The following is a 24,731-nucleotide window of genomic DNA, read 5'->3' as shown; positions in this document are numbered from 1 at the left end:
CATGAGCTGCTGCGGATCAACAGGTGGCCATGTCCGGCGGCAAAAGACAGAGGGCGGCGCACATGCCGTCGCCCCCGACATTGCCGATGCGCGGGCGCCGGCGCGCGTGGCCTTTCCTGCCGCCAGGGTGCATACCGGCACGCGAACCCCGTCAATTCCGCTCGATGGCGAAGGGGTCTACCGGGAGCACAAGCTTAAGGGATTTTCTGTCGACGCCACCCTTGTCACCAATTCCCGCTTTGCCGCTTTCGTGGCGGAGACGGGCTATGTCACCGAATCCGAGCGGTTCGGGTGGGGCCTGGTCTTCCGGGGTCTCCTCCCGAAGCCGCAGACGGTGGCACCTTCGCGCTCAGAGACCCCCTGGTGGGTCAAGATCGATGGCGCCTGCTGGCATTCGCCCATGGGTCCCGGAAGTTCGGTAGCGGATCGGGCGGACCATCCCGTCAGCCACATTTCCTGGGAGGACGCCAACGCCTTTGCCAAGTGGGCCGGAGGTCGGCTGCCAACGGAAGCGGAATGGGAATACGCCGCCCGCGGCGGACTCCCCGATCCGAAATTTCCGTGGGGAGACAAAGAGCCGGACGACACGTCATTCATGCCCTGCAACATCTGGCAGGGGCGATTTCCGGAGGAAAATACGCTGGCCGATGGATGGATCGGCACGTCGCCGGTCACGGCTTTCCCGCCAAACGGCGCGGGCCTTTTTGACATGGCCGGAAATGTCTGGGAATGGACCGCCGAGCCGTTCCGGATACGCTCTGCGAGCCGGTTGGCCGCACAACGCAACGAGGCTTCCCGAACCCTCGGTCAGAAGCTGATGAAGGGCGGCAGTTTCCTCTGCCATATCAGCTATTGCTATCGCTATCGGATTGCCGCTCGTCTCGCACTCGTGGCGGACAGCGGGGCGTGCAATTCCGGCCTTCGGGTATTTTATGACGGTTGAGGTAAGTGATGCGTCTGATCTTCCTTCTGTTCGATTCACTCAACCGTAGCGCCCTTGGCGCCTATGGCGGCAAGATTGAAACTCCCAATTTCGATCGCCTCGCGGCACGCTCGGTCACCTTCGACAGCCATTATGTGGGCAGCCTTCCGTGCATTCCGGCGCGCCGCGACATACAGACCGGCCGCGCCAACTTTTTTCATCGCTCATGGGGGCCGATGGAACCCTATGACACCAGCTTCTGTGAAATGCTCCGTGCGAAGGGAATTTATTCGCACCTTGTCACAGACCATTTCCATTATTTTCAGAATGGGGGCTCGGGCTACAACACCCGCTACGACAGCTGGGATTTCATTCGAGGCCAGGAATACGACACCTGGAAGGCCGTGGTCGAACCACCTTTGGCCCAGTTCGCCGAAGAGTATGATCAGCGTCACTATGATCCGAAGAAGAAGCCCGGGCGGATCGTCCATGCGATCAACCGCCTTTACGAGAAGGATGAGAGCGACCTTCCCACTCCGCGCTGTTTCGCATCGGCTTTCGAGTTTCTCGAGGCCAACAAATCCGCCGACAACTGGATGCTGCAGCTTGAGCTTTTCGATCCGCATGAGCCGTTTCATGCCCCGTCGCGCTTCCGGCGCGAAGGCGACAGCAACTGGAAGGGCGGGGTGCTGAACTGGCCGGATTACGTGCCGGTCAACGAGACGGATGATGAGATCGCTGAGATCCGCGCCAACTATGCGGCCCAGATCCGCATGCTCGATGAATATCTCGGCCGGCTGTTCGATTTCATGGACAGCAACGAAATGTGGAGTGACACGGCGATCGTACTCTCCACCGATCACGGCTTCTTGCTCGGCGAACATGGCTGGTGGGGCAAGAGCCGGATGCCGTATTATGAAGAGATGTCGCATATCCCCCTGATCGTCTATCATCCTGCGCATGCCGAACAAGCGGGCCAGCGCTTGCAGGTGTTGACGCAGACCGTCGACATCATGCCAACCATCCTCGATGTTTTCGGTATCCCGCCTGAAACTGATGTGACCGGACGCTCACTTCTCTCGGCTGTAGCCGGCAAGACCTGCGACGACAGGATCATCGCATTCGGTCTCTTTGCCGGGCCTATCGGCGTGACCGATGGCCGGTACGTGATGCTGCACTACCCGCCCGATGTGTTAGGCGACGGCCTTTGCGAATATACATTGATGCCGCAGCATATGGTTCAACCATTCACGGCCGCCGAGATGGCCACGGCGAGGATGGCGCCGCCCTTTAACTTCACGAAGAGCATGCCACTGCTGCGCATCGAGGCGACGCGCGAGGCACGACGACCGCCCAATCTCGGCGGTTCATTCCTCGACCAAGGTTTTCGTCTCTTCGATCTTCAGATGGACCCGCAGCAGCAGAAACCCATACGCGACGCGAATGTGGAAGCGCGGCTTTACGAGGGCCTAAGGCATTATATGCAGGCTCATGATGCACCCGCCGAAAGCTATGGCTGGCAAGGGCTCTGAGACGGATGGACAGGCAAAGCCAAGACGAGATTAGTCAGCGGCTTATGACAGAGAACACGTATGATTTCCGATAGATATCCGCTCCATCTTTTGACCGGGCCGCCATTTAACCTGAAAGCAAAAGACCTTGCCTGGGTTGCCGAGCAGGCCGAAGCACTGAGCGGCGACCTTGACCGCAAGATCGCGCAACTGTTCGTACTTGGGCTTCACGGGCCAGCCGCGCCCTGGATATCGGAACTCGATCACCTTCGTCCGGGCGGCGTGACCCGCTTCTTTTCCGAAAGCGGAATTGACGAACTGGAACTTCTGGAAACAATCCAGGAGAGGGCGGATATTCCGCTCCTGGTTTCCGCCGACCTCGAAGGGTCGCGCATGTCGTTTCCCTTCGGTACACAGGTGCCCAATCCGCTGGCTTTGGCCGCCGCCGATGATATCGACCTGACGCGGCGCGTGTACAGCCTGCTTGCCGATGAGGCGCAGGCCGTCGGCACCAACTGGTCCTTCACGCCCGTCGTCGATATCAATGCCGCCTTCCGCTCCGCGATTGTCGCAACCCGCGGGTTCGGAGCCGATCCCGAGCTGATCGAACGTCATGCACTGGTGCAGATCGAAGTGCTGCAGCAGCACGGCATCGCGGCCTGCCTGAAGCACTGGCCCGGGGAGGGATACGACGATCGCGACCAGCATCTGGTAACGACCGTCAACCCGTTGTCGATGGAAGAATGGGACGCGACCTTCGGCAAGCTTTATCGCGCCGGCATCTCATGCAATGTGCTTTCCGTCATGTCGGCACATATCGCGATGCCCGCCTTCGTTCGCTCGCTTGTCCCCGACGCGGGACTGGAAGAACTCTATCGGCCGGCCTCGATGTCGCGTTTGCTCAATCTCGAACTGCTGCGCGGACGGCTCGGTTTTAACGGCCTTATCGTTTCAGATGCTTCAGAGATGGCGGGGGCCACCTCCTACATGGCGGCGGCACCGGCGAAGGTCGAGATGCTGAGAGCCGGCTGTGACATGGTGCTGTTCACTGGCGACCTGCCGGGGGATATCGCCAATATCAAGGAGGCGCTCAAGGATGGAAAGCTTTCTCATGCGCGCCTGGACGAAGCGTTGACGCGTGTTCTGGGGCTCAAGGCCGCCCTTGGTCTGCATCGCCGACAACCGCAATCGCGGCAGCAGCGGCTTGGCCGTATTGCAAGGCCGCAGGCAAAGGCGACCGCAAAAGAAGCCTTTGCTCGGGCGCCTACGCTGGTGAAGGATGTCAGCGGATTGTTTCCGCTAACTCCAAAGACCCATCGCCGTGTGCTTGTTATCTCCGGTGGTATCGTCTCGCCCATCCACGGCGATCCGATCCCGCTTGCGCTCCCCGCGATGATGCGGGAACGCGGCTTCAATGTCACTTTATTTTCGCCGGGAGATGACTGGCGTCCGGAACTCTATGACCTCGTCCTTTATCTCTTGGCAGAAGAGACGCTTCTGACCCGCGGTCACATCTTTCTCGACTGGGCGCGACTGATGGGTGATTTTCGAATGGCAATGAAACGGCCCTGGTACCAAGTGCCCACGGCATTGATTTCATTCGGCTATCCCTATTATCTTTACGATGCGCCGCGGATGCCAGCCGTCATCAATGCATATGCCACTTCCGACGAGATGCAGGAAGCGGTGCTCAACTGTATGACAGGTGTTGCGCCATTCCTCGGAAAAAGTCCTGTAGACGCCTTCTGCGGGCAGGATCAGGCTCGGATATAAGACACTGCGGCGCAGACCCCGAGCGGGCCCATGGGTTTGAACGCGTTCAAGACGCAGGTTCGAATCCTGTCCCCGCGACCAATCCTGAGAGCTCTTGTTTGAGAAAACGTGCCTGCCTGTGGTCAAGCTTCACTAGGTTTATGACATTCGATGTAATGCTTGAAAAGATTGGCGCACCCGACAGGATTCGAACCTGTGACCTTTGGAATCGGAATCCAACACTCTATCCAGCTGAGCTACGGGTGCTAACCGTGAGGCGATGACTCGCCCTGTCCGATGGCAGGTTCTTAACCCAGGATCTTCGCCGCATCAATCGCCAATTTCAACGGATGTCGATTTCGGCGGAATAGGCGGAACCGGAGGAGAGTTTCCGGTTCCGCCTTGCCGCGCCTCTCCACGGCGGCGGACCGGGAAAGGCGGGCAGGCAATGGATTGACGCAAATCACGCCACTTTCATGGCGCCGGGGCCGGGGGTCGCGCCGGGCGGCACCTTGCCGAGGATGATCATGCCGAGTACTTCGTCCTTGGTGACGTCTTCGGTGCGCGCGTGGCCCACCACCTTGCCGTTTTTCATCACAAAGACCCGGTCGGCCAGATCGAAGACATCGTGGATGTCGTGGCTGATCAGGAAGATGCCGATCCCCTCGCGCTTGAGCTGCTTGATGAGATCGCCGACCTGCGCCGTCTCCTGCGGTCCAAGCGCTGCGGTCGGCTCGTCCATGATCAGGATGCGGGCGTCGAAGAGGATGGCCCGGGCAATCGCCACCGATTGCCGCTGACCGCCGGAAAGCGCCTTCACCGGCTCCTTGAAGCGCTTGAAATTGGGGTTCAGGCGGCCCATCACCTCACGGGTGTTGGCCTCCATCGCCACATCGTCGAGCGTCCCCCACTTGGTCTGCAGTTCGCGGCCGAGATAGAGGTTGGCGGCGGCATCGACATTGTCGGCCACGGCGAGCGTCTGGTAGATCGTTTCGATGCCGAACTTCTTGGCATCGCGGGGGGTGCGGATATCGGCCTGCTCTCCGTTGATCAGGATGTCGCCGGCATCGCGCTTGTAGGCGCCCGACAGGATCTTGATCAGCGTCGACTTGCCGGCGCCGTTGTGGCCGAGCAAAGCCACGACCTCGCCGGGAAACAGGTCGACCGAGGCGTTCTCGACAGCGTGGATCCCGCCGAAGGAGATGGAAATGTTCTTCATTTCCACGAGCGGAGTGTGTTGGTCCGTCACGATGAAAACTCCTATTTACTTGGCTCTGGCGCGATAGACGGTGTCGAGCCATACGGCGACGACGAGCACCATGCCCACGACGATGCGCTGGAAGGGCGTGTCGATGCCGAGCAGCACCATGCCGGACTGAAGGGACTGCATGACGAGCGCCCCCAGCATTGCGCCGGCGATCGATCCCATGCCGCCGGCAAGCGACGTGCCGCCGATGACCGCCGCGGCGATGGTATAAAGCTCGTCGAGTTCACCCTGCGCATTGGTCGCAGCGTTGAGGCGGGCGGTTGAGATCGCCGCGGCGATGGCGCAGAGCACGCCCATCAGCGCGAAGATCTTGACCGTCACCCAGCGCGTCTTGATGCCGGCGAGTTCTGCCGCTTCCGGATTGCCGCCGATCGCAAAGACATAACGGCCGAAGCGGAGCCTGGTGGCGATGAAGGTCATGACGATACCGACGGCGATCGCCATCAGAACCGGCACCGCAATGCCTTGCGAAATGAACAGTCCGCCTTCCGGCCAGGCAATGTTGTTCGCTTCGGCGTAGCGGCGGGCGATATTGATCGGCCAGTAATAGTTATTGGCGATATAGACCGCTCCGAGCACGATGGCGCAGCCGAGCGCGACCAGCACGTATTCGGCCCATACCGGCCGGCGGGGGAAGTGGAAGCGCTTGCGCTGATGCCTTGCATTAATGATCGCTGCGACGATCGCAAGACAGGCCAGCACGCCGACGACCCAGCTCCAGGTGGCGCCGATAGACCCTTCCGTGCCACCACCCATCAGGCGGAAATTTGCATCCATCGGGGCAACTGTCTGGCCGCTCGTGACGAACCAGGTGGCACCGCGCCAGACAAGCAGACCGCCGAGCGTGACGATGAAGGAGGGGACGTTGAGGAAGGCGATGATGGCGCCGTGCAGCGTGCCGATCAGGCCGCCGATCAGCAGTCCCGCGCAGAGCGTGATCAGCCAGATGGCGGGATGATTGAATCCCAGCATTTCCGGCAGCAGTCGGGCCTGAAGCACGCCCATGATCATGCCGGTGAAGCCGAGGATGGAACCGACCGAAAGGTCGATATTGCGGGTCACGATGACCAGCACCATGCCCGTTGCCATGACGGCGACGGAGGCGGTCTGTACCGAAAGGTTCCAGAGGTTTCGCGGCGTCAGGAAGAGGCCGCCCGTCAATATGTGGAAACCGACCCAGATGATCAGCAGCGCGCCGATCATGCCGAGCATGCGGGTGTCGATCTCGGTTGCGCGGAAGAAGCGCGACAGCAGGTTGCCCTCCGCCTGACCCGTCCCCCCCGATGTCGTCGATTTCGTTGTGGTTTGCATTGTATCGGCCATCTTTCGCCGTTCCCCACCTTTTTGAAGGCATTGCAGCCGGAAATCACCGGCCGGTCAGCACCTCTCAATGGCGCTTTGCCGCTTCTCGCTTGTTCACGCGGCCGCGCATCTTACGCCGAAAGCCGACGCCGCGGCAGAAACGCTGCGGCGTCGGCATGTTTATCGGCTGGATATGGCCATTCTTACTTGCAGGCTGCGACCGCGCCAGCCTTGACGCCCTGGCAGGCTTCAGCCTTGCTGATCCAGCCGGCCTTGATGACCACGTCGAGGTTGTCCTTGGTGATCGGCAGGGGCTTCAGGAAGACCGACTGCATCTTCTGCTTCTTCGGCCCGCCGTCGAAGGTCTGGACGTTCGGGATCTCGGTCATCTTCTTGCCGGAAGCGAGTGCGAGGGCGATTTCAGCAGCGGTCTTGCCGAGTTCGCGGCTGTCTTTCCAGACGGAAACCGTCTGGGTGCCAAGGGCAACGCGGTTGAGCGCGGCCTTGTCGGCATCCTGGCCGGAGACCGGTACCGAGCCTGCCAGGCCCTGCGCGTCGAGTGCCGCAATCGCGCCGCCGGCAGTGCCGTCGTTCGATGCGACGACCGCGTCGACCTTGTTGTTGTTCTTGGTCAGGAACTGCTCCATGTTCTTCTGGGCGTTCTCGGGCTTCCAGCCGTCCGTATAGGCTTCGCCGACATTCTTGATCTTGCCGGCATCGACCGCTGCCTTCAGCACTTCCATCTGGCCGGCGAACAGGAAGTCCGCGTTCGGGTCGGAAGACGAGCCCTTGATGAAGACATAGTTGCCTTCCGGCTTCACCTTGAAGACGCCCTGCGCCTGCATGCGGCCGACTTCCTTGTTGTCGAAGGTGATGTAGAAGGCCTCAGGGTTTTCGATCAGGCGGTCGTAGCCGACAACCGGAATGCCTTCGGCGGTTGCCTTTTCGATCGCGGGCGCAATGGCGTCGCTGTCCTGGGCGAGCACGATCAGCGCGTTGGCGCCCTGCGAAATCAGTGATTCGACGTCGGTCAGCTGCTTGGCGGCGGAAGACTGGGCGTCAGCGGAAATGTACTTTGCACCGGCAGCTTCGAGCGCCTTCTTGATCGCGGCTTCGTCCGTCTTCCAGCGTTCTTCCTGGAAGTTCGACCAGGATACACCGACGACGAGGTCGGCTGCCATGGCAGCGGTTTGCATGGAAACGAGGATGGCCGCGCCGGCCATCAGCTTTACAAAAGATCTCATAATGTCCTCCCGAGTGACGGCGGATGGGCCAAAAGCCTCCGTGCTCTCCCCCCGCCAGATTACCTGTCGGGCAAAGCCTCCGAGCTTTTTTCTCGACAGTCGAGAAATTAGATGTCAGAGATTCAAATGGCTGTCAATCGGCACTTGTGGAGGACAGGGCGCTGCCGTATCGACAGAGGCGAGGAGAACCCCGGAAGGCATGCTGGCGAAATCGAGTACCGAACTGGTCCGGCAGCAGAACAGCGCACTCGTGCTGTCTGCATTGCGTCGCCATGGCCGTCTCGCCCATACCGAGATTTCCGATGCGACGGGCCTGGCTTCGGCCACCATATCCGCCATCACGGCCGAGCTGGAGCGTGCAGGCGTCATCGAAAAGATCGAGCAGCAGGCGGCGACGGGCCGGGGGCGGCCGCGCGTGCTCTTCAGCCAGCGGCGCAGTTGCGGCTACCTGATCATCGTCATTATTTCATCGGATTCCATTCAGTATTCCCTGGTGGATTATGCCGGCACACTTCTCGACCGGTTTGCCGAGCCGCGTGGGGAGGGCGGTACTGCGGCCTTCATCGATTCCATTTCGGCAGCGCTGGCACGAGCGCTCACCCGCTCGCGGATCGGTCCGAACGAGGTCCTGCTGGTCTCGGTCAGCAGCAAGGGCCTGGCGCATGCGTCGGAACCTGTCCTTGTCTGGTCGCCGGTCTTCGGCGCCCAGCCGGTGGATTTCACCGCGGTATTAAAGGGCGAGTGGCACGCGAAAGTCATCCTCAACAACGAGACCCTGCTCGTTGCCGGCGCGCTTCTGGAGCGCGAGGAAAAAAAGGAGCGTGAAGGCGAACCGGTTCTTGCGGCGCTTTCGCTCGGCCACAGCATCGGCCTGGGGATCGGACGCCGCGGCACGGCGGCAGGGCCGGACATATCGGCTCCAAATTTCGGGCATATGCTGCATATCCCCAACGGAGCCCTCTGTCGCTGCGGAGCCCGTGGCTGCATCGAGGCCTATGCGGGCCTTTATGCCATCCTGCGCACCGCGTTCGAAGTGCCGATCGATACCATTCCGGCCAAGTTCGTGCCGCTTGCCGAGATCGACAAGATCGCCGCTCAGGCCCGGCAGGGCAATCGCAGGGCGCAGCTCGCCTTCCGGCAGGCCGGCGTTGCGCTCGGAAATGGGCTTTCGCGCCTGCTCAGCCTGCATGGCCATATGCCGGTCTACATCACCGGGCCGGGAACGCGGCATCAGGACCTTCTGCAGGCAGGCATCGAAGAGGGGCTTTCCGAAGCGCAGGTGGTGCGGCTCGGCGGCATGCCGGCCCTGACGGTGGCGCCGGACGAGCCGTCGCTTGTCTTCGAAGGCCATCTCAATCTTGCTTTTTCGATCGCGGACCAGGATATCATTCTCTCAAGGCCGCATCCCCCTGTTCGCGCGGCAGGAGAATAAGACATGATCGATCCGAACCATCCGTTCTACGCACCGCTCTGGCGGCGGCTTCTGATTGTCGCCGTCTGCTTCGTCTGGGCAGGGTTCGAATTCTACAGCGGCGAGCCGTTCTGGGGGATCATTGTCGGTGCCGTCGGCATCTATGCGACCTATAAGCTGTTTTTGGAAAAGCGCAGCGCACCGGCAGAAAAGCCTTCGGAGGAGCCGAGGGACTGACTTTGCCTATCCGCCGTCCCTCAAGGCCAGGTCGCCTGACGCAAGCTATCGCCAGGAAAGCCCCTTGATTGCCGTGTCGATCAACAGGTTGGCCGTCTTCATGCGGATATCGGCGTTGTCGCGAAATTCCGGCGCGACCCCGTCGGGGTGGTTGGCCTTGGCGAATCGCCGCCGCTTTTCAGCAAGCGTCGCCTCCGTATCGCCAGCGGTAATCGCCAGTTCCTCTGCAATCTCTTCCTGTGTCACCCGAAGCAGGTGGGGTGGGATCTGCGGCACAGGCGAGCCTTCCGGCTCCGGCTCATATAAGGCGGGTTCGATGTCCGCCAGTTCGGGCAGGAATGCGAAATAGGCTTCCGTCCCGGTCGCGGTGCCGGTGGGGCCATCGTCCGCTGGGGCGACGAAACCGAGGCCAAGTCCCTTTATGCGGAACCCAGCATCCGTCTCGTCGGCGTCTTCCTCGCCCTGTTCTTCCTTCAGCCGCGTCAGCACCGACTGAAAGACGGATTGCCCAAACAGCATGGGTCACCTCGCTTTTCGGATGAGGAGCGGACCATGCGGAGGTGGAGCCGAGCTTGCGGCCTATTGAGCGAGGTCGAAAATGACTATATAGAAGTAATCATGTACAGGAAATATGGTCATGACAGCCAAGACAGTTGCCGCAGCCGAGTTTAAGGCCACATGCCTGCGCTTGATCGACGAAATGAATGAAGATGGTCAGCCGATCACCATCACCAAACGTGGGCGGCCGGTGGCCGTACTCACGCCCGTCCTTGAGGCGCCTACCGGAAAGAAGGGCATTGTGGGGGTCATGAAAGGTTCCGTGCTTCGCTATGACGACCCCTTTGCCCCGGCAATCGACCCCGGCGAATGGGACGCCTTGAAGTGATCCTGGCTGACACTCATGTGGTGGTTTGGGCCGTGGAGGAGGACAAACGCCTCGGCCGCAATGCGATTCGGCTTCTGAATGAGGCCGCCGAGGGCGATGATCTGTTTATATCGGTCATCACCTGCTGGGAGATTGCGTTGTTGGCGGAACGGGGCAAACTCGCTCTCAGCCTTGAAGTCGGATTGTGGCTCGAGCGAAACCTTAACAGGCCGGGAGTCAGATGGACTCAGCTCGAGCCGGCCATATCAGTCGACAGTGTCCGCCTGCCTGGAAACTTTCACAGCGATCCCGCCGACAGATGGCTCGTAGCGACTGCCCGTCACTTCGGAATCCCGCTTTTAACGGCGGATCGCGCAATCCTTGCATACAGCAACGATCAGGGGCACGTTGCGACGGTTGACGCCTCGCTTTGATGAGCACTCGATGACGCCACGCCTCCCGGCGGCTTGTTCGGTTCGGCGCGCGTTCGTCGCCGCAATCGGCTCTGCCGAACGCTTCTATCCCTGCGTCTGGCTCTGACTTTGACCGTTCTGGCTCTGGCTTTGCGTCTGGCTCGGCGCGACCGTCAGGGAAACCTTGAGATTTTCGCCGGCAAGGCCGAGGCGCATCCCGGACACCGGCGCGCAGTCGCGGTAGCAGAGCCCGGAGGCGATCCGCACATAACGGTCGTCCGGGCAGATATTGTTCGCGGCATCAAACCCGACCCAGCCGAGACCGGGCAGGTGCACTTCGGCCCAAGCATGAGTTGCCACCTGTTCGATCGTGCCTTCCATCAGCAGATAACCGGAAACGTAGCGGGCCGGGATATCGAGGAGCCGGGCCGCGGAGACGAAGATATGTGCGTGGTCCTGGCAGACGCCGGTCTTCGCCTCCAGGGCCTCTTCCGCGGTGGTCTCGGTGTCGGTCGTTCCCGGCGTATAGGCGACCGTTCCGTGGATCGCCTCCATCAGCGCGTGCATCCTGGCAAGCTCGCTGTCGCCCGTCAGGCTTTTGGCGAGGCCCTTGATCAGCTTGCCCGCCTTGGTGCGCGGCGTCTCGCGCAGGAAAAGCCAGAGCGGACAAAAGCCCTGATGCGGTCCGAAGACGCCGGCTTTGTCGCTGGTCTCGACCTCTCCGGATGCGCTGATGCGGATCGTGTGTTCCGTGCCTTCGGCCGATACAAGCTCGATCCGGTTGCCGTACTGGTCGGCGTAGCCGGCCTCGACCTTGGCGCCGTCGACGGTGATTGCCCAGTTGATGACTTTCTGGGTCGGTCCGTCGACCGGCGTCAACCGCAGCCGCTGCAGCGAGTAGGGCACCGGCTGGTCGTAGAGATATTCGGTCGTGTGGGAAATCTTCAGCCGCATGTGCGGTAAATCCTGTGCCTGTGGGCCTAGTGGTAGAAGCGGTAGCCTTCGGAAATCTCGGCACTCAACTGATTGTTGCGGCTGACGAAGTCTTCCAGAAATTCATGCAGGCCCTGATCCATGATGTCGGTGATCGAGCCGCGCTTCAGCGTCGAACGGATCGCGTCGGCCGTCTCATGGGCCTTCAGCCGCTCGCCGTAGTCTTCGGCGATATAACCGAGATTGCTGACGATCTTCTCGTAGCAATAGGCAAGCGAGCGGGGCATCTGGACCTTGAGGATCAGGAAGTCTGCGATATTCGCCGACTGGTATTCGCCGTCGTAGACCCAGCCATAGGAGCGGTGGGCGGAGACCGAACGCAGGATCGATTCCCATTGGAAATTGTCGAGCGCCGAGCCCACGTGGCTGACGGCCGGCAACAGCACGTAATATTTCACGTCGAGGATGCGGCTGGTATTGTCCGCTCTCTCGATGAAGGTGCCGATGCGCGAGAAGTTGTAAAGATCGTTCCTGAGCATCGAGCCGTGGAAGGCGCCGCGGATCAGCCCGCAGCGGTGCTTGATCCCGTCGATCAGTTCGGGCAGGTCGGCCTGTTTCGGCTTGCGGGCAAGCCGTGCCTTCAGGTCGATCCACGCCTCGTTGGTGGCTTCCCAGGTCTCCCGCGTCAGAGCCGTCCGCACCATGCGGGCATTGTTGCGCCCCCAGTCGATGCAGGACATGACGCTCGACGGGTTGGACTGGTCGCGCAGCAGATAGTCGATGGCATCGGCGGCAGTCAGTTGCGGGTGCACTTCCGAATAGGCTTCGCGGACGCCGGCGCTCTGCAGCACCCCGTCCCAGTCCTCGTCGCTCGAACCGGCGCGGGTCAGCGAGACGCGCAAGCCGGCATCGACCAGGCGGGCGATATTTTCGGCCCTCTCGATGTAGCGAAACATCCAGTAGAGGCCGTTTGCAGTTCTTCCAAGCATTCTACCGCCTCAATCTTCCAGAACCCAGGTGTCCTTGGTGCCGCCGCCCTGGCTGGAATTGACAACCAGGGATCCTTGTTTCAGCGCCACGCGGGTCAGTCCGCCGGGAATGATCTTCACCTTGTCGGAAACCAGCACGTAGGGGCGCAGGTCGACGTGCCGGGGGGCGATGCCCTTGTTGACGAAGATCGGCACGGTGGACAGCGCCAGCGTCGGCTGGGCGATGTAGTTGTTCGGCTTGGCGGCGAGTTTCTCGGCGAAGTCGGAGCGCTCCTTCTTGGTGGCCGTCGGGCCCACCAACATGCCGTAGCCGCCGGAGCCGTGCACCTCCTTGATCACCAGTTCCTCGATATGCTCCAGCACGTATTTCAGGCTGTCGGGCTCGGAACAGCGCCAGGTCGGCACGTTTTCCAGAAGCGCCTTGCGGCCGGTGTAGAACTCGACGATCTCCGGCATATAGGAGTAGATCGCCTTGTCGTCGGAAATGCCGGTGCCCGGCGCATTGGCGATGGTGATGTTGCCGGCGCGGTAGACGTCCATGATGCCGGGAATGCCGAGCGCGGAATCGGGCCGGAAGGTGAGGGGATCGAGAAAGTCGTCGTCGACGCGGCGGTAGAGCACGTCGATCGCCTCGTAGCCCCTCGTTGTGCGCATCTTGACGCGCCCGTCGATGACGCGCAGGTCGCCGCCTTCGACGAGTTCGACGCCCATCTGGTCGGCAAGGAACGAGTGTTCGTAATAGGCGGAATTGAAGATGCCCGGCGTCAGCACTGCGACGCGCGGTTTGCCCTTGCAGCCGGCCGGCGCCAGCGAGGCGAGCGACTGGCGCAGGAGCCTCGGATAGTCCTCGACCCGCTGCACCTTGTTCAGCGCAAACAGCTCCGGGAACATCTGCATCATGGTTTCCCGGTTTTCCAGCATGTAGCTGACGCCGGACGGCGTGCGGGCATTGTCCTCCAGCACGTAGAACTGGTCCTCGCCGGTACGCACGATATCGGTGCCGACGATATGGGTATAGACGCCGCCGGGCGGCTTGAAACCGATCATCTCCGGCAGGAAGGCGACGTTCTTCTCGATCAGTTCGCGCGGAATGCGGCCTGCCTTGATGATTTCCTGCTTGTGGTAGATGTCGTCGAGGAAGGCGTTGAGCGCCAGAACCCGCTGCTCGATGCCTTGCGCCAGCTTGCGCCATTCGCGAGCGGAAATGATGCGGGGGATGATGTCGAAGGGGATGAGCTTTTCGGAACTGTCTGCGTGTCCGTAGACCGCGAAGGTGATGCCGGTTTTCCTGAAGATGTCTTCCGCGTCCTGGGTCTTGCGGATCAGATGGGCCGCATCCTGGCTGGTATACCATTCATGATAGGTCTTGTAGGGCGGGCGCGGAAGATTTTCCGCAGTCAACATTTCATCAAATGCCAAAGGCGCGTTCCCCTTTTTTCAGCCATTTGAATACAACGCAGATCGCAATGCAAGAACCATGCACAATTGCCCGCGAAGATTCCGGCGCGTTGAAAATCATGGAATTCGGCGCGCCGCCACATCCATAGATGTGCCGTTCCCGCGGGAGGACAAGTTCCATCTCCAGGGGCCGGTGGTGACCCCACTGCCTGCAAAAGCGCCAGATGCCCAAGCGCTGTTCAGGCCTTTGAAGCTTTGTTCAATGAAGTGATCAGTTTTTCTGCTTTGACCATCGAGGCAGCCCCGCATAGACAGGCGCCACCTGCCTTTTGTGACAATCAGCCGGAAAATCCCTCATGCTTGATCGCCTGGCTCCGGCCCTTTTCGTTCTCCTGTGGTCCACGGGCTGGATCGTCGCGAAATATGCGGTGGTGCACGCCGATCCCCTGACTTTCCTCGTCGTGCGCCACTCGCTTGCCGCGATAGCCTTCTTCGCCGTCTGTTTGGTCGTGGGGGCGAAATGGCCGCGAACGAAAATCCAATTCGGCTATGCGATCATCTCCGGCATCTTCCTGCACGGCCTCTATCTGTCAGGCGTCTGGTATGCGATCGGGCAGGGCGTGCCTGCGGGCTTGTCCGGCATCATTGCCGGTCTGCAGCCACTGCTGACTGCGCTCGCCGCCCCCTTCTTCATCAGCGAGCGGCTGCGGCCGATGCAGAAGCTCGGGCTGGTGCTCGGCTTTGCCGGCATCCTGATCGCGATTTCGCCGCAGCTCCTCGACGTGTTCGATCGAGGTCTTGCGGGGCTTGCCTTTCCGGTGCTGATCAATCTCGTCGCGATGACCTCGGTGACCTACGGGACGCTCTACCAGAAACGGCACCTGCAGGAGGGTGATCTTTTCTCGATCGCCACGCTGCAATTCGTCGGCGCGCTGATCGTGACGGTGCCGCTCGCGCTTCTCCTGGAGAACCTGCGTTTCGATTGGACGCACGAGGCGATGTTCGCCATGGCATGGTCCGTCTTCGGCATTTCGATGGGCGCGGTCGGCCTGCTGCTCTATCTCATCCGCCGCGGCCAGGTGTCTCGCGCGGCCTCGCTGATCTACCTCATGCCGCCGGTCGTGGCGATCGAGGCCGCGATCCTCTTCGGCGAGCCGCTGACACTGCCGATGATCGTCGGAACGGTGATCGTCGTGCTGGGCGTCTACCTGGTGAACCGGCGGGCCTGAGGGGCTTTCTTTTCGGGTCAAGAAACGGGTGTCGGCGGGAGCCGGGCAGCCATAGACAGCAGATGTAACCCAACAGGAGCTACATCATGCTGAATAACAAAGTTGCCATCGTCACCGGCGCATCGAGCGGCATCGGCCGCGCCTCCGCGCTGCTCTTTGCGGCAGAGGGAGCCGCCGTCGTCGCCAATGCGCGAGGGGAGGCGGAACTGCAGAAGCTGGTTTCGGAAATCCAGGCTGCCGGCGGCCGCGCGATTGCCGTAGCGGGCGATGTTGCCGAAGAGGAGACACACCGAAGACTGATCGATGCGGCGACGGAGCGCTTCGGCGGTCTCGACATCGCCTTGAACAATGCCGGCACGGTCGGGCCTTACAAGCCGCTGGCGGAGGTGACACTGGATGAATGGCAGCAGACCATGACCATGAATCTTGCCAGCGCCTTTCTCGGCGCACGCTCACAAATCCCGGCCATGCTCGAACGCGGCGGCGGTTCGATCATCTTCACCTCCACCTTCGTCGGCACCAGCGTCGGCATTCCCGGCATGGCCACCTATGGCGCTTCCAAGGCGGGCTTGATGGGATTGGTCAAGGGGATTACAGCCGACTATGGGGCGCAAGGCATTCGCGCCAATGCGCTATTGCCCGGCGGTACGGACACCCCTATGGCCGGTGACGCGGCGCAGAAGGAATGGGCGGCCGGGCTGCATGCAATGAAACGCATCGCACATCCGGACGAGATTGCCCGGGCCGCTCTTTTCCTCGCCGGCCCGATGGCAACTTTCGTCGCCGGGACAGCGCTTTTTGCAGACGGCGGAAACGCTGCCGTCAAATGACAAAAAAAGAGGCCGCTTCAAGCGGCCTCTTTTTTAGTCGTTGTTCATGCCCGGCTGCGTTTGCGGCCCTGCTGGCCGCCATTGCGGTTGTCGTTGCCGAAACGGACGGGGCCGCGGTTTTCACCCTGCGGCTGACCGGCATGTGCCGGACGGCCCTGGCCGCCGTTATGCGCCTTGCGCTGGTTGCCGGATTCATGCGGGGCATGTGCCGCATGCGGGTTCTGGCCGCCATTGCCCTTGCGATGTTCCTTGCGAGCCGGTCTGCCTTCGGCGCCGGCCGTTATCCCATCCCTGGGGCCGAACTGCTTCTTGGCGGAGCGAAAATCCGACGTCGTGGAAAGATCATTGTCGGCTTCGAAACGCGGTGCTTCTTCGCCGCGACGCTGGCCGCGGAAGTCCTCGTTACGGCGTTCGCCCCGGTTCGGACGGTCGCCATGCGGACGCTGCGGGCGATCGCCACGGAACGGACGATCCTGACGCTCGCCGCGTTCTTCCGAACGGGCGCCGCCCTCGGCACCTTCGGCCGCGAAGAAGGGCTTGCGGGCCGGGCGTTCGCGGCGCTCGGGACGGCCTTCGCCGTTTCCACGACCGCGACCCTGGCCTGCGCCGTTGCCGCCACGGCCGCGATTGGCGCCGCCACGGTTGCCGCCGCCACGCGACGGACGGCTCATGCCCTCCGGACGCTCGCCGGAGGCGGTTGCGATTTCGATGCCCATCAGGCGCTCGATGTCACGCAGAAGACCGGCTTCGTCCGGTGCGCAGAAGGCAATTGCGATGCCGTCGCGGCCGGCACGGGCGGTGCGGCCGATGCGGTGCACGTAGGCGTCCGGCACTTCCGGCAGATCATAGTTGAAGACATGCGTCACGCCGGGGATGTCGATGCCGCGGGCAGCGACGTCGGTTGCCACGAGCACGCGGATCTCGTTGTCGCGGAATGCTTTCAGCGCCCGCTCGCGCTGACCCTGGCTCTTGTTGCCGTGGATCGAGGCAACCTTGAAGCCGATATGTTCGAGATGCTTTGAAAGCTTCTCGGCGCCGTGCTTGGTGCGCAGGAAGACCATGGCGCGGCCATCGGGATTGGTTTCGAGCGACTTCTTGAGAAGATCGGTCTTGTCGTTCTTGCCGACGACGAAGTGGACGAATTGCTCTACCTTGTCGGCAGCCTTGCCCGGAGGGGTGACCGATACCTGGACCGGATCCTTGAGGAAGTCGGCTGCGAGATCGGCGATCGCCTTCGGCATGGTGGCGGAGAACAGAAGCGTCTGACGGTTCTTTGGAACCATCTTCGAGATCTTGCGCAGATCGTGAATAAAGCCGAGGTCGAGCATCTGGTCGGCTTCGTCGAGCACCAGGTAGCGCACCGTCGTCAAGCCGATTGCGCGGCGGGCGATCAGGTCAAGCAGGCGGCCGGGGGTGGCAACGAGAATGTCGGTGCCTTTTTCCAGCTGCAACTGCTGCTTGTTGATCGATGCGCCGCCGACAACGGCGTTGATCTTCAGCGGCGTGTTGCGGACATAGCTCTTCAGGTTGGCAGCGATCTGGTTCACCAGTTCGCGGGTCGGCGCCAGCACGAGGGTGCGGGTGGTGCGGTTGTCGGGACGCTTGGGGTCCTTCAGGAGCATTTCGATGAGCGGGAGGCCGAACGCAGCGGTCTTGCCGGTGCCGGTCTGTGCCAGGCCGATCATGTCGCGGCCTTCGAGAAGCTGTGGGATCGCCTGGGCCTGGATCGGCGTGGGCGTTTCGTAACCAAGCGCAAAAAGAGTGGCTACGAGCTGCTTGGCAAGGCCAAGCTCTTGGAAATTCGTCAAGTCGAATACCTTTTCGGGGCGCCGCAAGCCTATGCCGGGGCCGGCACCATGCCGTCCGGTCTGCCTGTGGCGTCAAGAACCCCGCGTGAAGTGGGAACTTGCAAGTTGGAAATTGCTTTCCAGCGCTTAAACCCTGAGGGTCAGGGCGATCTATCTATGCGCCTTGTTCCTTCTTCGCGGTTATTTTGAACGCGGGGCCAGCTCACGCGGCGGCCGGAAGGTGAAAGCTGATGCGCATTTGGTGGATCTGGGGGCAAAAGTCAAGTGAATGTTTCGCAATTGCGAGAGGGGGAACCGGGTCTCGCTCCATTTCGTCGCCCCATGGAGCCCCACCGGCTGAAAGGAAAAGCCCGCGCTCGTGCGAGCGCGGGCTTGGCATGAACTGCTGTTGTCGGGTCAGTAGCGCGGGCAGACGCGGGCGCGATAGGCTTCGCCCCACTCGTTCTCGACCCATTCATAATGGCAGCGCGGTGCATACTGGGTGCGGTAGTAGACGCGCCGCGGCGGCGGCGGTGCATAATCGTATTCCGGTTCTACGTAAACCGGCCGCTGCGATCCTGAGACGATCGCACCGCCGATGATGCCGCCCGCAAGCCCGGCTGCGACGCCGGTCCAGACGTCGTCATGATGTCGGTCGCGGGCTTGAGCAGCCGGAGCGGCCGCCGTTAAAGCGCCAGCTACCGTAAGTGCCATGAGGCCCGCGGAGATGCTCTTTTGCAGTACGGACATGTCTTTGTTCCTTTCCCTCTCGTGATTAAGGGCACGGAAGAAAAGTCGCCTGCAAAGGCGGCGGATTCATGAAATCCCACGACGAGTAGTCTGAACGGCTGTTCAGCCTCTCTCGACCTCAAGTTGAAAATATCGAGGCTCATGCGTCCTGTGATGGTTACTTTGGCAAAATATTGGTTAAATAAAGGCGATTTTAGGATCTGCCGAATCTCCTCGTTCCGCCGCTCCTTCGCAGCGCTGCGATTCCTCTTGGGAGAAATTGCCGAACGATCCGGATAAATCGCTGAAATTGCGCCGCTTGCCTGCCGCATCAACAACGCGTTGTTAACGTGCGCGTGCTGTTATCCGTCAATTGGGAACCAACGAATCGAACCGGTTTCGGCCGGAGCGCGGAGTGGAAGGTGGAGACGGAAAGTGAACTGCTGAGAACGGCGTGCGAGCGGATCAACGATCTCGCCGAACCCGCCTTCATCAAGGACAGCGCCCTCACTTACGTGGCGGTGAATGCCGCCTATGCCCGGCTCTTCGGCAAACACGCGCATGAACTCATCGGCAAAACGAGCGGCGGCCTCTTCGGCGGCGGGGTGGACGCCGATCGCAAGGAAAAGGAATGCCGGGCGATCGTCTTCGGTACCGAGGAAGCCGCCTTCTGTTACGACCGCGCGGGCGTCGCGCGGCATCAAATCCACATCGAGCGCTTTCTCACAGAAGATGACCATACCTATCTCTTCGGCTCGTTCGTGCCGGCGACGACGCTGAGCGTTGCCGGAGGGCTGAACGTCGAGATGCAGGGCGGGCAAGCCGGCCAGTCCAGCGAACCCATGTCGGTGTTCGATAGCGCCCTGGTCGACGATGCACTCGACATGCTCGAAATGGGCATCGGCATCTACGACAGGAACGACTCGCTGCTCTACTGGAACTCGGAGCTGTCGAACTATTTCGCGTCGATGTCGATCGAGGTAAGGCGTGGCATGACGCTGAGGGAAATCCTCGGTCATGCCTATGACCGGCGCAAGCGGTTGTCGCCGGAGAAGATCGCGGCGGAAACGCCCGGCAAGGCGGCCTGGATCGAGGAGCGGATGAAACCGTTCCGGCTGCCCTACTCGGAAAGCATCTATCAGCTGTCCGATGGGCGGTGGATGCGGAGCCTCAACAAGCGCCTCGAGAATGGGTTGCTGCTTGCCGTTCGTCACGACGTGACGGACTTCAAGGAGCAGGAAATGCTCCTGCGGGCGCGGGTCGCCGAGACGGAGCTGCTGCGCGCCGTGCTGGAGGATCTGCCGGTCCCGGTTTTCGCCCGCAACAGCGATCACCAGCTGACCTATGCCAATGCCGCCTACGAAGCGATGCTCGGCGCCCCGCGCGAGCAGTTTCTCGGCAAGACGGAAACGGAGATGTTTCCGGACGCGGCGGAGAGGTTCCGTCTTGAAAACGACCGCATCATGGATGGGGAGACGATCGACAAGTCGGAGGACGTGACCTTCCCCGACGGCTCGATCGTGCCGGTCATCACGCGCCTGCGGCGGATCACGACCGCTGACGGCGCCCACCATCTGGTGGGTTCGCGGATGGATGTCTCGCTTATCAAGGAAGCCCAGAGGAAGGCGGAGAAGGTCGGCGAAGATCTGCAGACCATCCTCAGCGCCATTCCGGTCGGCATTGCCATTCTCGACGAGACGTTCAACTTCGAATACGCAAACCCGACATTTTACGATTTCTGGGATGCAGGCGAGCAGTTCGACCTGCCCGGCCGCTCCTATCGCGACTTCCTCAAGGTCAATTTCGATCGCGGCATCTATGCCGGTTCGAACCTCAGCTTCGAGGAGATCTACCAGGGCCGGATCGCGGCGCTGACGGAAGGCGACGACAGGCCGCCGATCGAGGTGAAAAGCCGCAACGGCCGCAGCATCGTCATTTCCGGTACCGGGCTTTCCGGCGGCAAGACGCTGCTGACCTACATGGACATCACCGCCATCCGCAAGCGGGAGCAGGAGATCCACGAGGCCCGCGCGGCACTCGAACAGCACGGCGCGCTGATGCGCGACGCCACCAGCGCGATGTCGCAGGGCCTTCTGATCCTGCATGACGGCGAAATCATCTTCTGCAACGACGCTTTGGCGAGCATGCTCGAAATGCCGGCGGAAATGGCCACGCCTGGCAAACAGTGGCGGGACATCTTCCGCTTCTGCGTCAGGCGCGGCGACCTCGGTCCGCCGGACGTGGCCGCCGATACGCTCAGGAGCTGGGAGGAAAACCTGGCCGCCGGAAAGCCGGTATTCGCCGATTTCCGGGTCGAAGGGCGCAAGTGGATCCATGTCGAAGCCAATATCACCGGCAGCGATCACTGGCTTGCCATCTTCACGGATGTGACCGACACGAAGGAACGCGAGGAGGAGCTGACGCGGCTTCTGCAGCGCGCCGAGGCGGCAGACCGGGCGAAGTCCGAATTCCTCGCCAACATGAGCCACGAAATCCGCACTCCGATGAACGGCGTGCTGGGCATGGCCGAGCTGCTCGCCAAGTCCAATCTCGATACCCGCCAAAAGACGTTCATCGACATCATCGTCAAGTCGGGCAATGCGCTGCTCACCATCATCAACGACATCCTCGACTTCTCCAAGATCGATGCAGGCCAGATGAAGCTCCGCAAGGCGCCCTTCGATCCGGTCGAGGCGATCGAGGACGTGGCGACGCTGCTCTCCTCATCAGCCGCGGAAAAGGACATCGAGCTCATCGTGCGCGGCGATGCGTCCGTGCGCGAGACGGTCATGGGAGATGCGGGCCGGTTCCGCCAGATCATCACCAACCTGGTCGGCAATGCGGTGAAGTTCACCGAAAAGGGCCATGTCTTCATCGACCTGATGTCGAAGCCGGCAGGCCCAGGCAAGATGATGCTCACCGTCCGCATCGAGGATACCGGCCTCGGTATCCCGGAAGAGAAGCTCCGAGCAGTTTTCGAGAAGTTCTCGCAGGTGGATACGTCCTCCACCCGCCGCCACGAAGGCACCGGGCTCGGGCTTGCCATTACCGCCGGCCTTACGGAGCTCTTCGGCGGGCGCATCGAGGTCGAAAGCGAGCTGGGACGGGGTTCGGCCTTTACCGTGCATCTGCCGTTCGACGTCGTCAGCGAACGCAACGTCCAGACGGTTTTGCCGATCAATACGAGCGGCGCGCGCATCCTGGTGGTCGACGACAATCCCGTCAACCGCCGAATCCTTGGCGAGCAGCTTTCGATGTGGGGCTTCGATGCAGTCGCCGCCGACGGCGGTGCCGAGGGGCTTGCGATCCTCGGCGAGGCCGCCCGGATCGGCGTGGTTGTCGATGCCATTGTGCTCGACTACCACATGCCGGAAATGAACGGCCTCGACTTCGCCCGTAACCTGCGGCGCGACGCCCGGTTCGACGGCACCGGTGTCATCTTTCTGACCTCCATGGACATGGCCAGCGACGACAGCACCTTCCAGGCGCTCAATATCCAGGCGCATCTGATGAAGCCCGCCCGCGCCAACCTACTGCGCAGCACGATCATCGACGTGGTTCGCTCGATCCGCACGAAGCGGCGCGCGCTGGAGAACCTTCAGGTCCGGTCGGAGGCAATTCCTGTCCCTTCCCATCGGACGGAGCCCAACTCCCGTCCGGTACCTTCTTCCGTGCCCGTCATCGCCGACGAACCGGTCTCCACACCTCCCATGCGTTCCAGTCCGGCCCTCGATGTGCTGGTTGCGGAGGACAACGAGGTCAATCAGATCGTCTTCACGCAGATCCTGCAATCGACCGGCTGGCTATTCCAAATCGTCAAGAACGGTGCCGAGGCCGTCGAGGCCTGGAAAGAGCACGAGCCGGCGGTGATCCTGATGGACGTGTCCATGCCGGTCATGAACGGACATCAAGCGACCCAGAAGATCCGCGAGCTGGAGAAGCAGAGCGGGTCGCACACGCCGATCATCGGGGTGACCGCGCATGCGCTGGAAAGCGACCGTGAACTCTGCATCAAGGCCGGCATGGACGATTATCTGTCGAAGCCGATCAGCCCGGAGGCTCTGGAATCCAAGATCCGTGCCTGGATCGGCGGCGGTGCCGCGCATTCGGTTTCAGGCTAGCTCACAGTGGATTGCCTACTCCCATTGTACTAACCCGTATGGGGGGTTTTTCGGCGCAACGATTGTGCCATTCTCCATTCGCTCAACAGACTGTTGAGGGCTCGAACGGGAAAAACGGTCGAGCCCTAATTTTCCCAGTAAGTGCTGCGTCTGGTGAAGGGCTCGCGCCTTGGCGGACCGGCGCGAGCCCTCAGGCGGGCTCCGGCTCGCTGAGATGGCCGGTTTTTTCGCATCCCGCTTCAAACGACCGTTTCCTTCTTCAACCCGGTCTCGCCCGCTCCCTGCGCAAATAAATAACTGAACAGGCGGCGAAAGCTCGAATTGTAAGTACGTGCTAAAATAGATGTTTATAAACATGCTGTTCTCTTTGAGCCTGTGCACAGGGCTTCCCCAAGCAGGTCAGAAGGAACATCATGCAGCTCTCCCATATCCTCGGCGTTCTCTGTCTTTCCACGACATTGGCGCTTGCCCCTCTGAACATGATCTTGGTCGATAGTTCGCCAGCCTTTGCAAAGGGCGGCAACGGCGGCGGTAATGGTGGTGGCGGAGGCGGCGGTAACGGCGGTGGTGGAGGCGGCGGCGGTGGCGGCAATGGAGGAGGAGGCGGAGGAGGCGGTCACGGCGGCGGTGGCCACAGTGGCGGCAAAAGCGGCGACCGTTCGGGAAGCAAGGGGGCGAACGGCCGGAGCGCCGACAGCCGGACCGACAAGGCCAGCAGATCGCAGCAGGCCGGCAAGTCGAAGCCGAACGTAAAGACCGTCGGCAAGGGGGCGACCACGGCAGTTGGCCGGAAGTCAGCGGCGGCTCAGAAGGCAAAGCCGGAGAAAAATCTCGCTGCCCAACTGGCCGGGCTGAATTCGCTGAAACGCAATTACCACGCGCTGATGAATACGGCCGATCCTCGGATGGCGGCGATTTCCGCCTTCAGCACTGCCTACGCACAATATGAGCTCACGCACGGCGCCGCGCCGCCGGCGGACGATCCTGTTCTCGGCGATGCGGCCCTGAGCGAGGCTTTGGCGGCGGCGGGAAAAATGGAGACGGTCGCGCCGGAAGCCCTCGGCTGGGCGAAGGACGTGCTTGGCGTCGGACCGGCGGTCGGCACGATCGACAAGATGAGAGAAGCGCTGGCGAAGCAGACGACCGAACCCACCGACGATACGGATGCGGATGAGGACACAACCGAAACGCCTTCGCCGGACGAAACCGTTAACGGAGAGCCGGACGATACCGATCCGGTCGAAACCGCCGCCAGCGGAGACACTGCTACGGCCGAAGCGGCAACTCCCTGAGTTGATGCCGTGTGGCACGACAATACCGGCAAAGTCCCGGCCAAACCTTTTCCGGAAGGTAGCCATCTACTGACACAAAAGCACATCGGCACGGTGGAACCGGTGGTGGGCGAGGTGGCCTACCCGTTTCAGCCAGCCTGCCTTTGACGATGCAGCATTTCACGCACCAGGCTCACAAGCTCCAGCAGCGGCGTTCCCCGTCGCTGCTCCACATCGATCCGACGACAAATCAAACGCAGGTCCAAGCCCACAAACATCATGCTTACCCCAATGAATCAGCCCACCTGATATATAGCTGGATTTGCGGCCGAGGAGTATTTTCGTGTGCGCGGATCAGGAGAGTGACTTTGGCCGGCTTCCATTCGATTTAGGCCATAAGGGGATGTTGATGCAGCCGTTTCACCCAATGTCGAAGTTGATCTGGGTCAAGAACTAGGGTCACTTGAGATGTGAGACGGCACCATTGTACCCCCCAACGCAGTGCGGTCTTAGCGGCCGG

20 protein-coding genes and 1 tRNA gene are annotated in these 24,731 nt (G+C 61.5%); 11 read left to right on the top strand and 10 right to left on the bottom strand.

Annotated elements, in window-relative coordinates; all coding sequences use genetic code 11:
- Position 1 precedes the first annotated feature (1 nt).
- Genes EDE05_RS06350 through EDE05_RS06340 form a run of 3 tightly spaced genes read left to right on the top strand, consistent with a single transcriptional unit; the run spans position 2 to position 4,206 of the window.
- Positions 2-943 (top strand): formylglycine-generating enzyme family protein, encoded by a 942-nt coding sequence (locus EDE05_RS06350; RefSeq protein ID WP_132409253.1) that lies wholly within the window; start codon positions 2-4, stop codon positions 941-943.
- Between the two features lie 8 nt (positions 944-951).
- Positions 952-2,454 (top strand): sulfatase, encoded by a 1,503-nt coding sequence (locus EDE05_RS06345; protein WP_132409251.1) that lies wholly within the window; start codon positions 952-954, stop codon positions 2,452-2,454.
- 60 nt (positions 2,455-2,514) lie between these two features.
- Positions 2,515-4,206, top strand: a complete 1,692-nt coding sequence (locus tag EDE05_RS06340) for a glycoside hydrolase family 3 N-terminal domain-containing protein (RefSeq protein ID WP_132409249.1) — start codon at positions 2,515-2,517, stop codon at positions 4,204-4,206.
- A gap of 169 nt (positions 4,207-4,375) precedes the next feature.
- On the opposite strand, the gene EDE05_RS06335 is transcribed toward EDE05_RS06340, so the two are convergent.
- The 4 genes from EDE05_RS06335 to xylF form a co-directional block, all read right to left on the bottom strand.
- Positions 4,376-4,452: transfer RNA gene (locus EDE05_RS06335), tRNA-Arg, on the bottom strand.
- 196 nt (positions 4,453-4,648) lie between these two features.
- Positions 4,649-5,434, bottom strand: coding sequence for an ATP-binding cassette domain-containing protein (locus EDE05_RS06330; protein ID WP_132409247.1), 786 nt, complete (start codon positions 5,432-5,434; stop codon positions 4,649-4,651).
- Positions 5,435-5,449: 15 nt separating this feature from the next.
- A complete protein-coding gene (locus tag EDE05_RS06325) occupies positions 5,450-6,775 on the bottom strand; it encodes a sugar ABC transporter permease (protein ID WP_132409245.1) in 1,326 nt (441 codons plus the stop codon).
- Between the two features lie 182 nt (positions 6,776-6,957).
- Entirely contained in the window at positions 6,958-7,998 is a 1,041-nt protein-coding gene (xylF, locus tag EDE05_RS06320) for a D-xylose ABC transporter substrate-binding protein (RefSeq protein WP_105373971.1), read from the bottom strand.
- Positions 7,999-8,197: 199 nt separating this feature from the next.
- Between xylF and EDE05_RS06315 the strand changes: the two genes are divergently transcribed.
- Together EDE05_RS06315 and EDE05_RS06310 are read left to right on the top strand one after the other, a co-directional pair.
- Positions 8,198-9,430 carry an ROK family transcriptional regulator gene (locus tag EDE05_RS06315; protein WP_132409243.1) on the top strand — a complete coding sequence of 411 codons (1,233 nt, stop codon included), beginning with the start codon at positions 8,198-8,200 and terminating at the stop codon, positions 9,428-9,430.
- A gap of 3 nt (positions 9,431-9,433) precedes the next feature.
- Positions 9,434-9,646, top strand: coding sequence for a DUF3329 domain-containing protein (locus tag EDE05_RS06310; RefSeq protein ID WP_132409241.1), 213 nt, complete (start codon positions 9,434-9,436; stop codon positions 9,644-9,646).
- 45 nt (positions 9,647-9,691) lie between these two features.
- Here EDE05_RS06310 and EDE05_RS06305 read toward each other — a convergent pair whose 3' ends face one another.
- Entirely contained in the window at positions 9,692-10,165 is a 474-nt protein-coding gene (locus EDE05_RS06305; RefSeq protein WP_132409239.1) for a hypothetical protein, read from the bottom strand.
- A gap of 118 nt (positions 10,166-10,283) precedes the next feature.
- Here EDE05_RS06305 and EDE05_RS06300 point away from each other — a divergent pair, with 118 nt between their 5' ends.
- Both EDE05_RS06300 and EDE05_RS06295 read left to right on the top strand, forming a co-directional pair.
- Positions 10,284-10,532: a type II toxin-antitoxin system Phd/YefM family antitoxin gene (locus EDE05_RS06300; RefSeq protein WP_132409237.1), complete on the top strand. Its 249-nt coding sequence runs from the start codon at positions 10,284-10,286 to the stop codon at positions 10,530-10,532.
- The gene (locus EDE05_RS06295; RefSeq protein ID WP_245505073.1) at positions 10,514-10,945 is read left to right on the top strand and encodes a type II toxin-antitoxin system VapC family toxin; all 432 of its coding nucleotides are present in this window, start codon (positions 10,514-10,516) and stop codon (positions 10,943-10,945) included. Before EDE05_RS06300 ends, EDE05_RS06295 begins: the two co-directional genes overlap by 19 nt.
- Before the next feature lie 84 nt (positions 10,946-11,029).
- On the opposite strand, the gene EDE05_RS06290 is transcribed toward EDE05_RS06295, so the two are convergent.
- From EDE05_RS06290 to EDE05_RS06280, 3 genes are read right to left on the bottom strand one after another with little or no spacing between them, the layout of a single operon-like run.
- The gene (locus EDE05_RS06290) at positions 11,030-11,878 is read right to left on the bottom strand and encodes a transglutaminase family protein (RefSeq protein ID WP_132409233.1); all 849 of its coding nucleotides are present in this window, start codon (positions 11,876-11,878) and stop codon (positions 11,030-11,032) included.
- A 26-nt stretch (positions 11,879-11,904) separates the two neighbouring features.
- On the bottom strand, positions 11,905-12,846 hold the full coding sequence (locus tag EDE05_RS06285) for an alpha-E domain-containing protein (RefSeq protein ID WP_105373976.1): 942 nt from the start codon (positions 12,844-12,846) through the stop codon (positions 11,905-11,907).
- 9 nt (positions 12,847-12,855) lie between these two features.
- Entirely contained in the window at positions 12,856-14,265 is a 1,410-nt protein-coding gene (locus EDE05_RS06280) for a circularly permuted type 2 ATP-grasp protein (RefSeq protein ID WP_132409231.1), read from the bottom strand.
- Positions 14,266-14,600: 335 nt separating this feature from the next.
- Here EDE05_RS06280 and EDE05_RS06275 point away from each other — a divergent pair, with 335 nt between their 5' ends.
- Positions 14,601-15,473: a DMT family transporter gene (locus tag EDE05_RS06275; protein ID WP_132409229.1), complete on the top strand. Its 873-nt coding sequence runs from the start codon at positions 14,601-14,603 to the stop codon at positions 15,471-15,473.
- An 86-nt stretch (positions 15,474-15,559) separates the two neighbouring features.
- On the top strand, positions 15,560-16,303 hold the full coding sequence (locus EDE05_RS06270) for an SDR family oxidoreductase (protein WP_134100586.1): 744 nt from the start codon (positions 15,560-15,562) through the stop codon (positions 16,301-16,303).
- 44 nt (positions 16,304-16,347) lie between these two features.
- Here the strand turns inward: EDE05_RS06270 and EDE05_RS06265 are convergent, their stop codons facing one another.
- Positions 16,348-18,111, bottom strand: coding sequence for a DEAD/DEAH box helicase (locus tag EDE05_RS06265; RefSeq protein ID WP_132409225.1), 1,764 nt, complete (start codon positions 18,109-18,111; stop codon positions 16,348-16,350).
- 396 nt (positions 18,112-18,507) lie between these two features.
- Positions 18,508-18,840 carry a hypothetical protein gene (locus EDE05_RS06260; RefSeq protein WP_105373980.1) on the bottom strand — a complete coding sequence of 111 codons (333 nt, stop codon included), beginning with the start codon at positions 18,838-18,840 and terminating at the stop codon, positions 18,508-18,510.
- 401 nt (positions 18,841-19,241) lie between these two features.
- Between EDE05_RS06260 and EDE05_RS06255 the strand changes: the two genes are divergently transcribed.
- On the top strand, positions 19,242-22,940 hold the full coding sequence (locus tag EDE05_RS06255; protein WP_132409223.1) for a response regulator: 3,699 nt from the start codon (positions 19,242-19,244) through the stop codon (positions 22,938-22,940).
- Positions 22,941-23,353: 413 nt separating this feature from the next.
- On the top strand, positions 23,354-24,232 hold the full coding sequence (locus tag EDE05_RS26730; protein WP_207914808.1) for a hypothetical protein: 879 nt from the start codon (positions 23,354-23,356) through the stop codon (positions 24,230-24,232).
- Positions 24,233-24,731: the final 499 nt, after the last annotated feature.

It is taken from the genome of Neorhizobium sp. R1-B, assembly GCF_004368875.1.
GTDB lineage: Bacteria > Pseudomonadota > Alphaproteobacteria > Rhizobiales > Rhizobiaceae > Neorhizobium > Neorhizobium huautlense.
The sequence above is the reverse complement of the archived record's forward strand: the minus strand, read 5'-3'. Positions and strand labels throughout refer to the sequence as shown.

What these genes read in the sequence shown, in the direction of transcription:
- EDE05_RS06300 (WP_132409237.1), top strand. Translation starts at nt 10,284, where the DNA reads ATGACAGCCAAGACAGTTGCCGCAGCCGAGTTTAAGGCCACATGCCTG.
- EDE05_RS06295 (WP_245505073.1), top strand. Translation starts at nt 10,514, where the DNA reads ATGGGACGCCTTGAAGTGATCCTGGCTGACACTCATGTGGTGGTTTGG.
- EDE05_RS06340 (WP_132409249.1), top strand. Translation starts at nt 2,515, where the DNA reads ATGATTTCCGATAGATATCCGCTCCATCTTTTGACCGGGCCGCCATTT.
- EDE05_RS06305 (WP_132409239.1), bottom strand. Translation starts at nt 10,165, where the DNA reads ATGCTGTTTGGGCAATCCGTCTTTCAGTCGGTGCTGACGCGGCTGAAG.
- EDE05_RS06315 (WP_132409243.1), top strand. Translation starts at nt 8,198, where the DNA reads ATGCTGGCGAAATCGAGTACCGAACTGGTCCGGCAGCAGAACAGCGCA.
- EDE05_RS06270 (WP_134100586.1), top strand. Translation starts at nt 15,560, where the DNA reads ATGCTGAATAACAAAGTTGCCATCGTCACCGGCGCATCGAGCGGCATC.
- EDE05_RS06290 (WP_132409233.1), bottom strand. Translation starts at nt 11,878, where the DNA reads ATGCGGCTGAAGATTTCCCACACGACCGAATATCTCTACGACCAGCCG.
- EDE05_RS06260 (WP_105373980.1), bottom strand. Translation starts at nt 18,840, where the DNA reads ATGTCCGTACTGCAAAAGAGCATCTCCGCGGGCCTCATGGCACTTACG.
- EDE05_RS06325 (WP_132409245.1), bottom strand. Translation starts at nt 6,775, where the DNA reads ATGGCCGATACAATGCAAACCACAACGAAATCGACGACATCGGGGGGG.
- EDE05_RS06275 (WP_132409229.1), top strand. Translation starts at nt 14,601, where the DNA reads ATGCTTGATCGCCTGGCTCCGGCCCTTTTCGTTCTCCTGTGGTCCACG.
- EDE05_RS06345 (WP_132409251.1), top strand. Translation starts at nt 952, where the DNA reads ATGCGTCTGATCTTCCTTCTGTTCGATTCACTCAACCGTAGCGCCCTT.
- EDE05_RS06285 (WP_105373976.1), bottom strand. Translation starts at nt 12,846, where the DNA reads ATGCTTGGAAGAACTGCAAACGGCCTCTACTGGATGTTTCGCTACATC.
- EDE05_RS06350 (WP_132409253.1), top strand. Translation starts at nt 2, where the DNA reads ATGAGCTGCTGCGGATCAACAGGTGGCCATGTCCGGCGGCAAAAGACA.
- xylF (WP_105373971.1), bottom strand. Translation starts at nt 7,998, where the DNA reads ATGAGATCTTTTGTAAAGCTGATGGCCGGCGCGGCCATCCTCGTTTCC.
- EDE05_RS06310 (WP_132409241.1), top strand. Translation starts at nt 9,434, where the DNA reads ATGATCGATCCGAACCATCCGTTCTACGCACCGCTCTGGCGGCGGCTT.
- EDE05_RS26730 (WP_207914808.1), top strand. Translation starts at nt 23,354, where the DNA reads ATGCAGCTCTCCCATATCCTCGGCGTTCTCTGTCTTTCCACGACATTG.